The sequence below is a fragment of the Rhizobium leguminosarum genome, assembly GCF_002953715.1.
Taxonomy (GTDB): domain Bacteria; phylum Pseudomonadota; class Alphaproteobacteria; order Rhizobiales; family Rhizobiaceae; genus Rhizobium; species Rhizobium leguminosarum_V.
Map to the genome: position 1 here is coordinate 114,332 of NZ_CP025015.1, position 11,967 is coordinate 126,298.

Annotated in this window: 12 protein-coding genes; 4 read left to right on the forward strand and 8 right to left on the reverse strand. The window is 58.0% G+C overall.

Annotation, left to right across the window (positions count from 1 at the left end):
- Window positions 1-83: 83 nt before the first annotated feature.
- From CUJ84_RS32760 to CUJ84_RS32790, 7 genes are all read right to left on the reverse strand, one after another.
- Window positions 84-401, reverse strand: a complete 318-nt coding sequence (locus CUJ84_RS32760) for a DMT family transporter (protein WP_105009734.1) — start codon at window positions 399-401, stop codon at window positions 84-86.
- 102 nt (window positions 402-503) lie between these two features.
- The gene (locus tag CUJ84_RS32765) at window positions 504-1,715 is read right to left on the reverse strand and encodes a trans-sulfuration enzyme family protein (protein WP_018484476.1); all 1,212 of its coding nucleotides are present in this window, start codon (window positions 1,713-1,715) and stop codon (window positions 504-506) included.
- A gap of 39 nt (window positions 1,716-1,754) precedes the next feature.
- Window positions 1,755-2,444, reverse strand: a complete 690-nt coding sequence (locus tag CUJ84_RS32770; RefSeq protein ID WP_062942557.1) for an ABC transporter permease — start codon at window positions 2,442-2,444, stop codon at window positions 1,755-1,757.
- Window positions 2,445-2,453: 9 nt separating this feature from the next.
- Complete coding sequence (locus CUJ84_RS32775) at window positions 2,454-3,176, reverse strand: ABC transporter permease (protein ID WP_018484474.1); 723 nt, start codon at window positions 3,174-3,176, stop codon at window positions 2,454-2,456.
- A gap of 72 nt (window positions 3,177-3,248) precedes the next feature.
- The gene (locus tag CUJ84_RS32780) at window positions 3,249-4,010 is read right to left on the reverse strand and encodes a transporter substrate-binding domain-containing protein (protein ID WP_105009735.1); all 762 of its coding nucleotides are present in this window, start codon (window positions 4,008-4,010) and stop codon (window positions 3,249-3,251) included.
- Between the two features lie 36 nt (window positions 4,011-4,046).
- Window positions 4,047-4,829: an ABC transporter ATP-binding protein gene (locus CUJ84_RS32785; protein WP_105009736.1), complete on the reverse strand. Its 783-nt coding sequence runs from the start codon at window positions 4,827-4,829 to the stop codon at window positions 4,047-4,049.
- Window positions 4,830-5,012: 183 nt separating this feature from the next.
- The gene (locus CUJ84_RS32790; RefSeq protein ID WP_105009737.1) at window positions 5,013-5,699 is read right to left on the reverse strand and encodes a B3/B4 domain-containing protein; all 687 of its coding nucleotides are present in this window, start codon (window positions 5,697-5,699) and stop codon (window positions 5,013-5,015) included.
- 43 nt (window positions 5,700-5,742) lie between these two features.
- Here CUJ84_RS32790 and CUJ84_RS32795 point away from each other — a divergent pair, with 43 nt between their 5' ends.
- Together CUJ84_RS32795 and CUJ84_RS32800 are read left to right on the forward strand one after the other, a co-directional pair.
- Window positions 5,743-6,366, forward strand: coding sequence for a helix-turn-helix domain-containing protein (locus tag CUJ84_RS32795; RefSeq protein WP_105009738.1), 624 nt, complete (start codon window positions 5,743-5,745; stop codon window positions 6,364-6,366).
- Between the two features lie 150 nt (window positions 6,367-6,516).
- Complete coding sequence (locus tag CUJ84_RS32800; RefSeq protein ID WP_245457645.1) at window positions 6,517-7,767, forward strand: trans-sulfuration enzyme family protein; 1,251 nt, start codon at window positions 6,517-6,519, stop codon at window positions 7,765-7,767.
- Window positions 7,768-7,848: 81 nt separating this feature from the next.
- On the opposite strand, the gene CUJ84_RS32805 is transcribed toward CUJ84_RS32800, so the two are convergent.
- Window positions 7,849-9,201, reverse strand: a complete 1,353-nt coding sequence (locus CUJ84_RS32805) for a sigma-54 interaction domain-containing protein (protein ID WP_105009740.1) — start codon at window positions 9,199-9,201, stop codon at window positions 7,849-7,851.
- 264 nt (window positions 9,202-9,465) lie between these two features.
- Between CUJ84_RS32805 and CUJ84_RS32810 the strand changes: the two genes are divergently transcribed.
- Window positions 9,466-10,293, forward strand: a complete 828-nt coding sequence (locus CUJ84_RS32810; protein ID WP_018484467.1) for an alpha/beta fold hydrolase — start codon at window positions 9,466-9,468, stop codon at window positions 10,291-10,293.
- 13 nt (window positions 10,294-10,306) lie between these two features.
- Window positions 10,307-11,929: an MFS transporter gene (locus CUJ84_RS32815; RefSeq protein ID WP_105009742.1), complete on the forward strand. Its 1,623-nt coding sequence runs from the start codon at window positions 10,307-10,309 to the stop codon at window positions 11,927-11,929.
- The last annotated feature ends 38 nt before the right edge of the window (window positions 11,930-11,967 follow it).

Here is an 11,967-nt window from a genome sequence, read left to right on the forward strand (position 1 = left end):
AATGGGATGCGGATTGCTCTGCAGGAACCAGGCAAACGGACCAAAGAGCAGCGCACTTTGCTCAATCTGCTGCCGGACGTAGATCAGGTTCTGGCGAGCTTCATCATGAGAATCCCCGACACGATCAAGGCGCCCGCTGCCAGACGCATGGGTGACGCGGGCTCTCCAAGGATCGCCATTCCGAGCAGAAAGGAGCCAACTGCACCGATCCCTGTCCAAACCGTGTAGGCGGTACCGAGCGGCAGCACCTTCATCGAAAAGGACAGCAGCACGCCGCTGGCAATCATCGCAATGACGGTGATTGCCGACGGGATGAGCAGCGTGAAACCGTCGGATCTTTTCATGTAGAACGCCCAGACGACCTCAAGCAGGCCGGCGACGAACAGGATTATCCAGTACATAACATCCTTCCTGGCGGACCTCCGGGTCTGCCGCGCATCAGGCTTTGACAGCGACATGAATTGCCCGGCGAGCGGCAATTCATATCCAACTCGACTTCGTGTTCAGCTTTGCCCGAACGTCTCGTCGAGGGCGTTATTGATGTCGGCAATCAGATCCTCGGTGTCTTCCAGACCGATCGAAAGCCGCAGATGCCCGTATTTCTGGAAGTTCGGCGGATAACGATCGGAACCGCCTCGGCCACTGCCGCCGACATGGACGATCAGGCTCTCGTCGTGACCAAGCGAGACGGCGGACGTGATGACCTTGAGATGTGCGACGAACCGGTTCTGCGCATCTGGATCGCCATCGACGGCAAAAGCCATGACCGCTCCATAGCCCTTGCCAGCAAACTGCGTTCTGGCAAGCGCGTGCTGGTCATGGCTGTCTAGACCGGGATAGGTGACATAGGCGACGCGCTTGTCGGCTGCGAGGGACCGGGCGACGATCTCTGCCGATGAAAACTGCTGCTTCAGGCGCAGCGGCAAAGTCACTGAGCCTCGCATGATCAGCCAGGCGTTGAACGGGGAAATCGTGCCGCCGAGATCGACGAGCGCGTCTGCCTTGATGTGATGGATAAGCGGCTTCGAGCCGATGACGACCCCGCCCATCGCGTCGCCATGACCGTTGATGTATTTCGTCAGCGAATGGATGACGAGATCTGCACCAAGTGCGAGCGGGCGGAAGAACGGGGGAGGGGTGAAGGTCGAGTCCACCGACAGGAGCGCGCCCGCTTGTTTTGCGATTGAGGCCAGCGTCGCGATATCGGCAACCTTGGTCGTTGGATTGGCGATTGTCTCTGTATGGATCAGCTTGGTGTTCGGGCGCACGGCGGCTCGGACGGCATCCATGTTGCCCATATCAACGAAGGTGGCTTCGATATTGTAACGCTGCGGCAAAAGCTCTGAAAACAGTCGCCACACGGCCTCATAGGTGACGTCACCGACAATCACGTGGTCGCCGCTCTTCAAGAACGTAAAGAACACGGCATGAAGCGCCGCAACGCCCGTTGCGAAGACGGCTGCATCCTCGCCGCCCTCTATGGCCGCGAGCTTGCGCTGCAGGCCGATCTGATTGTGGCCGGAATTGCGCGTATAGGAGGGGCTCTCGGTGTCCGACCAGTCCATTGTAGAAGGGTCGTAAGGAAGTTCGTACGAATTCGCCATCACGATCGGTGTGCGAATAGCGCCCGATGTCTTGTCGATTTCGTTGCCGCCGTGCACCGACAGCGTATTGAAGGAGAGCGTCGATAGGTCGTGTTTGTCTGGTCTCGACATAATTGGCCTCTTTGTTGAAGTGAGTGGTTGTGGAGTGCCTCAGCGCCTGACCGGGATGGCGTTTTCCAGCTTCTGGAACCCTTGTGTGATCAGGAAAGTCAGGCTGACGTAAAAGACAGTGACGAGGAGGAGTGGCTCGTAGACGAGGAGCGTATCCTGGCGGATTTTGTAGGCAGCACCGTAGAGATCCATCACAGTTACAGAGAATACGATCGGCGTTGCCTTGAGTTGCAGGACGACCTCGCCAGCAAATGTTGGCAGTCCAATCCGGATCGCTCTCGGCAACCAGATCCGGCGCAGGATCATCCAGGGTGACATGCCAACGGCGCGTGCAGCCTCAAGTTCGCCTTTCGGGACCGCCAGCATGGCTCCCCGAAGAATCTCCCCCTGGTAAGCAGCGAAGTTGAGCGTCAGGGCCAGCGCCGCAAAAAAAAGCCCCTCTCGCAAGACCGGCCAAAGAAAGCTGCTCCGCAATCCAGGGATATGCGGCAGATACGAGCCAAGACCGTAATAGATGAGCCAAAGCTGGATGAGCAAAGGCGTTCCGCGAAAGAATGTGCAGTACGACTTGGAGAGCCAACGGGCGATGGAACCACGGCCGACCTGGGCAATCGCCAGGAGGATGGCGAGCGCAAATCCCAGCGTGACCGAAATCGTCAGCAGCAGGCATGTCAGGAAGGCGCCATAGAGCAGCAAGTCCTGGTACTCGAATATCCAACCGAAATCCATGTCCGCCTCCTACGCTACAGGTCGTTGGCCGCGACGAAAGTAGGCTTCGAGCGCAGAGAACAGCAGGTTCGATAGAATCGTGATGACGAGATAAAGTGCCGCCGCAGCCAGGAAGAAGACCATGTACTGCTTGGTGTTGCTCGCGGCGACGCGTGCCGCAAGAGCCAGTTCCTGATAGCCAACGACGGCAATCAGGGCGCTGTCCTTGATCACGGACATCCACAGATTGGCAAAGCCGGGCAGTGCATTGGGGATGAGAGCCGGTAAGACGATGCGTCGGAAGCGTAAGCCTGGCCGCATCCCAAAGGCCTTGGCGGCTTCAAGCTGTCCAACAGGAATGGCGAGGATCGCGCCCCGCAAAACCTCGGTCATGTAGGCTCCCTGAACAAAGCCCAGCACCGCGATTGCCGCGACCAGGCCATTGACCTCGACTGGGCCAAGGTCCGCCATGGCAAGAATCCGGTTCAGCCCATCCGTTCCCGCATAGTAGAGCGAGACGATCAGGATGAGCTCCGGCACGGCACGGACGATCGTCGTATAGACATTGAGAGCATATTGCAGTGGGGCAAACCCACTCAACTTGCCGAGTGCGCCGAACAAGCCCAGCACCATTCCAAACAGATAGGCACCAAACGAGATAAACAGGGTCGCGAACGCGCCGGTGATCAATACGCCGCCCCAGCCGGGAGGGGAAATCGACAGCATGTCCAAAATGGAACTTGAGGAACTCATGGGAAGCCTTCCAGAACAGGACCGGCAGATTTGCCACCAACGGCTGGTGACAAATCCGCCTCGCCCGTGGACTCAATAGGGGTCGTAGTCGAAGTACTTCTTGCTGAACTCGGCATACGTGCCGTTCGCCCTGACAGCTTTGATCGCGCCATTCAGCTTTTCGCGAAGCTCGTCGTCGCCCTTGCGGATACCGCCGCCGACGCCAGCCCCAAGAACCGCATCATCTGCCTCGACACTGCCCTTGTATTCGCAGCATTCCTTGCCGAGGTCGGCTTTCAGGAGTTCCTTCAGCGGTCCCGTGTCGGCAAAGATGTAATCGACGCGGCCCGACGCGAGGTCCTGGAATGATTCATCGACGGTCGCATAACTTTTCTCGGTCGCAATTTCGGCGAAATGCTTCTTGAAGTAAGCCGACTGGGTCGTCGACACGGCGATGCCGACGGTCTTTCCTTTCAGCTGCTCGGCGGTCGCGCCCATGACGCCATCCTTGGCGCCAATCATGCCGGCGAGAGCCGAGTAATATTTGTCCGTGAAATCGATGCGCTTCTTGCGCTCGTCGGTGATCGACATCGAAGACCAGATTACGTCGATCTTCTTGCTCTCCAGAGCCGGAATGAGGCCGTCCCAGGCAACGTCGACGATCGTGCACTTCTCCTTAAGCTCTTTGCAGATCGCATCCATCAGATCGATCTCCCAGCCAATCGCTTTTCCCGAAGCGTCCTTTGTCGTGTAGGGCGCATAGGCCTCATTGACGACGCCGAAGCGGATTTCCGCTTGGGCGCTCGTCGCCAGCATGAATGCTGCGACAGCTAGAGCTTTTCCCAAATGCTTCATCTTAGGGTTCCCCTTTTTCTGTTGGGATGGTGGTGGTTAGTGCGAACCGGCTGCAACAAACTCCTTGCAGCGTGCGCTGGTGGGTGCACCAAAGACCTGGGCCGGAGGGCCGAGTTCCTCGACCTGGCCCTGGTGCAAAAACATGACGCGGGTGGAAACGTCGCGTGCGAACTTCATCTCGTGGGTGACCATCACCATGGTGCGACCTTCCTCGGCCAGCCCACGGATGACCTTGAGCACTTCGCCGACGAGTTCCGGATCGAGTGCCGAGGTCGGTTCATCAAACAGCATCACCGCCGGATCGACGCAGAGCGCGCGGGCAATCGACGCACGTTGCTGCTGGCCGCCGGAAAGGAAGGCGGGGTAGGTGTCCTTCTTGTCGTAAAGACCGACTTTGGCCAGTAGCGCCTCGGCCTTTTCGATCGCCGCTTTACGCTCGATACGCAGGATGTGGATCGGGGCCTCGATGACGTTCTGGAGAATGGTCATGTGCGGCCAGAGATTGAAGCTCTGGAAGACCATGCCGAGGCCACTCCTCAGCCTCTCGATCTGCCGCCAGTTGGCGGGGTGGCATTTGCCGTCACGGCCCTTGCGGAAGATCACGTCTTCGCCGTTGATCTGGAAGGTTCCTTGGTCCGGAATTTCGAGGAAGTTGATGCAGCGCAGGAACGTGCTCTTTCCTGAGCCCGAAGATCCGATGATCGAGACCACGTCGCCCTTCTCCGCTGAAAGGGAGATGCCCTTCAGCACCTTGTGTGCGCCGTAGCTCTTGTGAACGTCGCTCACTTGCAAAGCTGGCTTGACTGTTTCGATGTACATTTCACCTCCATTGACTTGCGAGGGTTGGCCCACTCCTCCGCGGGCAAAGCTTCGCCATCGCCGTATCTGACAGCGCCATCATTCGTGGTTGCGAGTGTAAAAAATGGACGCGAACGTCCGCACGCGCCGCCTAAACGGCGCACGTTCCTCACCTGCCATTGTCTCGGATTTACCGCCGGCGCGTTAGCCGGCCATAATCTTGTGTCTGTAGACCTCACAGCCTGGTGCCAGCTGCCTTAAACCGTTCACCAGCATGTTGGCCGCCTCCTCTAGCGCCTCCTCAGGCATTGTCGCCAAACTTTCCAAAATGAACCACATCCGGCCACCCAGCGTCTCCAGTCGGGTCCGGGTACCTTGCCGCCAGTTCCAGCGCCGGCACGTGACACCGATATCGTCGCGCCAGATGACTTCACCCTTGGTAGGGTTTTCGATGACCGCCTCTCCGTTCATAACCGTGTCGAACACTTCGGTTCCGTCTGCAACAGACAGCCGTGGCTTGCCGACATAGGCGTCGAAGTTTTCTCCACCGACCGGTATGGCAAAACGCAAGCTGACTGCGTTGTAGAGATCGACGATCGGGTTGATCGAAGGGATACGGCCGTCTTTCTCCACCCGCTTCTTCAGCGCCTGTGCAGAACAGGGTGTGCGATTTGGTTTTGCTCCAAACCGGCTATATGCCTCGGCCCAACTTGCCAGATGTGCTTCACTCCAGGCTGGCCCTCCAGCTCGGACAAAATCACAAGCCTCTTCCAGCACATTTCTGGCTATGGTGCCGCGCGTGTCATCCTTGATATCAACGAAGACGCTGATCGCGCGAAAGTCTGGTGCGATGTTTGCGATTTCTTTGTCGATGACCGGAAATTCCGACATGCCCTCTAGCTCCCATTGACCAATTTAGTCTATAATACCGACCATGAAAAAGAAAGTCAATATATCGACCGAAGCGGTCACCGACGTCGAGCGCGTCAGTGCAACCGTGTCCCAGAACCTCAAATTGTTCAGGAAACAGAATGGCCTGACACTCGATGAATTGTCGCGCAAATCCGGTGTCAGCAAAGGCATGCTGGTCGAAATCGAAAAGGGCAGCGCGAACCCGAGCATTGCGACGCTCTGCCGGGCAGCGACCGCATTGGGCGTTTCTGTTGCCGATTTCGTCGGGGTCGCAGTCAACGTGCCTGTGCGCATCGTTCCACCCGAGGATGCCTCGATCCTCTGGCGCGGTCCGAAGGGCGGGAGTGCCACTCTTCTGGTTGGAACCCACGGGCCGGATGAAATCGAGCTTTGGCGCTGGACGCTGTTTCCCGGTGAGGTTTTCGAATCGCCCGGCCATTCGGCCGGAACACTCGAACTGCTGAATGTGGAAACCGGCGCGCTTACCTTGAAACTGGCTGATAGCGAGCACCTCGTTAAAGCGGGCTCTTCGGTTTTGGCACGGACGGAGGACAAACATGCTTACATGAATTGTGGCAAGGAGGAGCTCCGCTTTGTAATGACTGTCGCGGAGCTGCAGCGTCCGCGCGTGAGAACGGGCTTGTAAAGACAACTGCTGCTGCTTGAGGTCGGACCGAAGCACTTTTGGGTTGGCGGAGCAAAAACGTTGCCGCATGCACCGGCCGTCTCCTGAAGTCGAACACCGTGAGCCTAACACCACATGGATGGTCACGCTCATCTCCACTGGCGCACCTCAATGCGCGCCGACTCGATGGCCGCAGCAGCTGATATTCGAATACTGTTTGGAACAGAGATCGATTGGTCTAGTCCACCGATGAGGTACAAGTTCATGCGAGATCGCGATGAGTTAGATGCGGCCGATCCGGAGTTCGACGAACTCGGATTCTCGACGCGTGCTATCCACCAACCAGTCGACCTGTCATTGAACCATCCCGCTCAATCGGTCAGAAAAATCAGCGGTGCGGACAACAACGCCCACTCAGCGACGGACATGCTCGAGAAGACGTTGGCTCGCCTCGAAGGAGCCGAGGCCGGCTTGGTGCTTTCATCAGGGTTGGCCGCCTTCAATATGCTCGCACTGGCGCTTCTCTCCGAAGGCGACGAGATGATCGTCCACAGGCAAGTTTGTACCGATACGGCCGCTCTGATGGAGAAGACGCTAACGCGGGCCGGCATCACAATGGTCCCGGTTGACCTGTCGCTTTCTGCAAACATCTGCCGTGCGGTGACGCCTCGAACGCGTCTCATTTATTTTGATACGCCGACAAATCCTCTTGGCGACATTCTCGACATTGCTGCAATCGCAGAATGCGGTCGTTCCTGCGGCCTCAAGATCGTCGTTGACAGCACATTCGCTTCGCCAGCCTTGCAGCGCCCGATTGAGCACGGCGCCGATATTGTCCTGCAATCGCTTACCAAATACATCAACGGTCATGGCGACACACTCGGCGGTGCCCTGCTGGGAGACACCGCAATCATTCACAAACTGCGGGAAACCAACCTTCGTTTTCCTGAGGCGACCGTGATCTCACCGCAGGCTTCGTTCCTCATCCTTCGTGGCGTGAAAACACTTGCTCTCAGGATGGACCGGCACAGTTCCGCCGCCCATGCGATCGCGCTGACCTTGGAAACCCATCCGGCGGTGGCGTGGGTGAGATATCCCTTTCTTCCATCTCACCCGAACCATTCCATCGCTCGCAGGCAGATGTCAGGTGGCTCGGGAATGTTGGCTTTCGGCCTTCGTGCAGGCAGGGATGGTGCCACTGCGATGATCAGCAGACTGCGGCTTATACAGTCGGGCGTCAATCTGGCAGAGGTCGGCAGCCTCATATGCCATTCGGCCCGCCTCACCAGCACCCGCCACCTGTCCCTTTCAGGAGGCGGCCTTTGCGACGCGCTTGGAGATGACGTCATCCGCTGCTCCGTCGGCCTGGAGGATGCCGAGGATCTTATCGAAGACATCCTGGAGGCTCTGGATTTCGGCTGAGCGTTTGTCTTGCCCAACCACGCGAGCCAAAGCGGGGGAATTGTTTGCAGCTGAAAACGGGGCGACTTCCTTGAAGGCAAGCTATTTTACGTCCGGCTCCTTGAGAAGGCGATAGAGGTGGGCCCGGCTGATACCGAGCAATTCAGCCGCACGGCTCCTGTTACCGCGCGTTTGCTTGAGAGCGGCACGGATCTCCGCGTCCGTTTGGGATCGTATCCTGTCTTTGAGTGGCTGCGTCGCGTCTGGCTCAGCCGGGGTTGAGGAAACCTCCTGGACAGAAATGGCGAGTGTCCCGGTAATGATCATTCGCGTCAGCGCGTTTTCGAGCTCGCGCACGTTTCCCGGCCACGCGTATCCGATCAACAGATTGCGATCGTGATCGGTCAGGTTTGGTGTGGACTTACCCAGCCGTCCTGCGATGCGCGCAAGCAAGCACTCGGCAAGGTGTGGGATATCGCCCCTATGCCGCAGGGGAGGGACGTTGATCGGCAAAACACTCAGCCGGTGATACAGGTCCTCGCGAAAGCGGCCCACCTTCACCAGGTCAAGAAGAGCTTTATTGGTCGCACAGATGATGCCCAAGTTGATACTGACCGGATTGGTACCGCCGACACGTACGATTTCGTTCATCTGCAGAACGCGCAGCAAACTGCCCTGAAGGGCAAGCGGCATGTCGCCGATCTCGTCCAGGAAAAGCACGCCGCCTGTGGCAAGTTCAAACTTGCCCGGTTTGCCCTGGCTGCGAGCGCCCGTGAAAGCACCGCCTTCGTATCCAAAGAGCTCGGCTTCAATCAGCTCGCTGGGAATGGACGCGCAGTTGACCCACACAAAGGGTCCACTACGCCTGTCCGACAGTGCATGAAGGGCATGCGCGGCCAGTTCCTTGCCCGCGCCGGTCTCGCCACAAATCATCACAGGCAAATCATACGCAGCGGCCACCTTGATGGCGTCACGATAGGAATCCATCAACTCGCCCATGCCGATGATGTCATTCAGCCTGAACTTCGATTGCCACGCTCTGGGACGTTGCGGAATGGCGAGTTCTGCTTTCGATATGCGGCTGTAGGTCTTCTTCAAGGCATCATAGTCAGAGAAGAGGGCAAGCCCGACCGCGCCGATGATCTTGCCGTCCCGGTGCACGGGAACTTGCTTCGTTACCAGTTTATGGCCACGAACCTCGAGCGGATAACCGACATGGGTGCCGATCCCGCGTGCAACGAAATGAAGCTTGGTCTGTGGCCCAACCACATCGGTTATGTGGCGCCCGAGGAAGTCATCGGCCTCACCCCCGAGCAGCTTGCAGTAGGGCTCATTGATCAGGACGATTGTCCCGGCTGTATCGACGGCGACGAGGCAGTCTGAGACATGATCGAGCACGAGACGGAGAAACCCGGCTTCTTCCGATGAACCTGCGAACCACTCCGGAAGCGTCATCTCAGCCTGACCTGGTTGGAACCCCGATGAAATTACGTCACGATCACTCTACCGACCAATCGTCTCTAAAGCGAGACAATATGTGTCTCTATTAGGTGACGGTATATGCGAGAGACTGACGGGCAAGTGTTTGTCGAGCGGCGAGGAACCTTCGAAATTTGCTCATGTTTCCAGCTCGTTGAGCAATGGCGACCCTCCAAAACCGCCAACTGGCCCGCCCCTTGCGATGCTTACGGTGTAAAAACCTAAAGGGGAGCAGAAATAATGCATATCGAAACCATGACAATCGGCGATACGGTTGTGCACGTGTCGGGCGCCGGTTTGCCGCTTGTGTTCGTGCACGGGTTCACGACCACAGCCCAATTCTGGCGGGAGCAAATTGAGGCGTTCTCGTCCCGTTACAGGGTCATCCGCATCGATCTTCCAGGACACGGTGTATCGCCACGACCGGAGGGACGCAGTTACACAATCGCGGCCTTCGCAAATGATATCCTGGCGGTCTATCGTGCACTCGAAATCGACGAAGCCATTCTCGTCGGCCTCTCAATGGGAGGAACGGTGGCGCAGACCTTTACCCTGTCCCACCCCGAGCGTGTCCTCGCGCTTGTGCTTGTCGGGGCAACGCCCCACGGACTTGGCGCGGATGTCAATGTCGACAATGTTCTCAAGGCCATCGATGACCTCGGCGTTGTCCAGGCGAGCCAGAATGTCATCGAGCGCTCATTCGGCCGTACAGCCGGCAGAGACCTTGTCGAATTTGCCAGACAAGAGGTTGCCCAAACGCCGGCTTTTGTTGCACGGGAGGCGATCGCCTCACTCAATGCGTCGGACAGCCGGGCCAATCTTCACGATATCGGCGTCCCCACGCTGGTCGTGGTCGGCACTGAGGACATCATCACGCCACCCGGAGAATCCGTTGTTCTCGCAGAGGGTATTCCGGAAAGCCGGCTTGAGGTTATAGCGGACGCGGGTCATTTCCCGATGCTCGAGCAGCCGCAGGTCTTCAACCATGTCCTCGAGAGCTTTCTCAAGGACTGCGATAGTCGTTTTTCTCGGTCGAGCGGCACAGGCCTCTCGCGTCAAACCGTTTGAGTGGGAGGCTCACATGTCTGTTCAAGAGATGACTTCACAGATCAAGCCAAAAGCGCACGATCTGGACCGCAACACGAAACGGACCGTTTTTGCGGCCGCGCTCGGAACCGTTTTCGAATGGTACGACTTCTTTATCTACGGCTCCCTTGCCGCCTTCTTCAGTACGCTGTTCTTCCCGAAGGGCAACGAGACGGCCGCCTTGCTCGCAGCGCTGGCGACCTTCGGCGCGGGCTTCGTCCTTCGGCCTTTTGGTGCAATCGTCTTTGGAAGGCTCGGTGACCTTGTTGGCCGGAAGAAAACCTTCCTTGTAACCATGCTGGTCATGGGTCTTGCCACGGCGGCCATCGGTCTGCTGCCGACATACGATTCCATCGGCTGGGCGGCGCCGGCTTTGCTGGTCGGGCTGCGCCTGCTGCAGGGGTTGGCGGTTGGCGGCGAGTTTGGGGGCGCGGTGACCTACGTTGCGGAGCATTCCGACCGCGATCGGCGGGGGCTCACGACAAGCTGGATTCAGATCACCGCAACGCTTGGTTTATTCTTGTCGCTGATCGTGATCGTTCTTTGCCGGTCCTCGTTGTCGGCGGAGGATTTTGCGAGTTGGGGATGGCGGATACCCTTCATTGGTTCAATCCTGCTTTTGATCCTGTCGCTCTATATCCGCCTGAAGCTGCACGAGTCGCCGGTCTTCCAGGAAATGAAGGCGCAGGGGAAAGGCTCGAGGAACCCGATCGCCGAGACCTTGGGTGACCGCAAGAACCTGCGCCTTGTGCTGGTGGCAATCTTCGGCGTCGTCGCGGGGCAGGCGGTCATCTGGTACACGGGCCATTTCTACAGCCTGTATTTCATGACGACCATACTAAAGCTGACCCAGGATCAGGCAAACTTCTATATGCTCGTTGCCCTTACGCTCGGCACCCCGTTCTTTCTGTTCTTCGGTTGGCTTTCCGACAGGATCGGACGCAAGTGGATCGTCGTGACGGGATGCGCCTTGTCGGCCCTGCTGATCATGCCGCTTTTCCAAGCACTGGCGACCTATGGCAATCCTGTGCTGACAGAGTTCCGCGCCAAAACGTCCGTGGTACTGGTGGGCAATGACTGCAACCACGATCAGTCCTTTATCGGACAATTGTTCCGGCCGCAGGCAACGACGGAATGCCAGAAGGTGAAGGCGCTGCTGACTGGGCGTGCCGTTCCTTACACCGTGAAGGTCGACGCAGAACCTCTCCGAATCCAGATCAACGGTGGCGAGGCTAAAACCCTGAATGAGGGCGAACTCGTTGCCGCCCTGACGGGAGTGGGGATGCCGGCGGCAAATGCCCCGGTCCAGCCGAATGGTCCCATGGTCGTTCTCGTGCTCTTTGCCTTGGTCTTCCTGGCGACAATGGTCTACGGACCGCTCGGGGCGCTTCTGGTCGAACTCTTTCCCGTTCGGATACGGTACAGCGGTGTTTCGGTTGCCCTGCAACTCGGCAATGGATGGATCGGTGGATTTGCGCCTTTCGTGGCAACGGCAGTTGTGCTCACGACAGGAAATATCTTCGGCGGTCTCTGGTACACGGTAGCCTTTGCCGGTTTGACGGCAGTGATTGGCGCACTTCTCCTTCCGGAAACGCGGGGGCGCGATCTGAACACATAATCTTTACAACTAGGGGCGCCCCGCGCAGGGGACTTCGG

Excerpts from the sequence above, each read along its gene's own strand:
- CUJ84_RS32765 (WP_018484476.1), bottom strand. The coding sequence starts at position 1,715 with ATGTCGAGACCAGACAAACACGACCTATCGACGCTCTCCTTCAATACG.
- CUJ84_RS32770 (WP_062942557.1), bottom strand. The coding sequence starts at position 2,444 with ATGGATTTCGGTTGGATATTCGAGTACCAGGACTTGCTGCTCTATGGC.
- CUJ84_RS32795 (WP_105009738.1), top strand. The coding sequence starts at position 5,743 with ATGAAAAAGAAAGTCAATATATCGACCGAAGCGGTCACCGACGTCGAG.
- CUJ84_RS32810 (WP_018484467.1), top strand. The coding sequence starts at position 9,466 with ATGCATATCGAAACCATGACAATCGGCGATACGGTTGTGCACGTGTCG.
- CUJ84_RS32800 (WP_245457645.1), top strand. The coding sequence starts at position 6,517 with ATGCGCGCCGACTCGATGGCCGCAGCAGCTGATATTCGAATACTGTTT.
- CUJ84_RS32785 (WP_105009736.1), bottom strand. The coding sequence starts at position 4,829 with ATGTACATCGAAACAGTCAAGCCAGCTTTGCAAGTGAGCGACGTTCAC.
- CUJ84_RS32775 (WP_018484474.1), bottom strand. The coding sequence starts at position 3,176 with ATGAGTTCCTCAAGTTCCATTTTGGACATGCTGTCGATTTCCCCTCCC.
- CUJ84_RS32760 (WP_105009734.1), bottom strand. The coding sequence starts at position 401 with ATGTACTGGATAATCCTGTTCGTCGCCGGCCTGCTTGAGGTCGTCTGG.
- CUJ84_RS32790 (WP_105009737.1), bottom strand. The coding sequence starts at position 5,699 with ATGTCGGAATTTCCGGTCATCGACAAAGAAATCGCAAACATCGCACCA.
- CUJ84_RS32805 (WP_105009740.1), bottom strand. The coding sequence starts at position 9,201 with ATGACGCTTCCGGAGTGGTTCGCAGGTTCATCGGAAGAAGCCGGGTTT.
- CUJ84_RS32815 (WP_105009742.1), top strand. The coding sequence starts at position 10,307 with ATGTCTGTTCAAGAGATGACTTCACAGATCAAGCCAAAAGCGCACGAT.
- CUJ84_RS32780 (WP_105009735.1), bottom strand. The coding sequence starts at position 4,010 with ATGAAGCATTTGGGAAAAGCTCTAGCTGTCGCAGCATTCATGCTGGCG.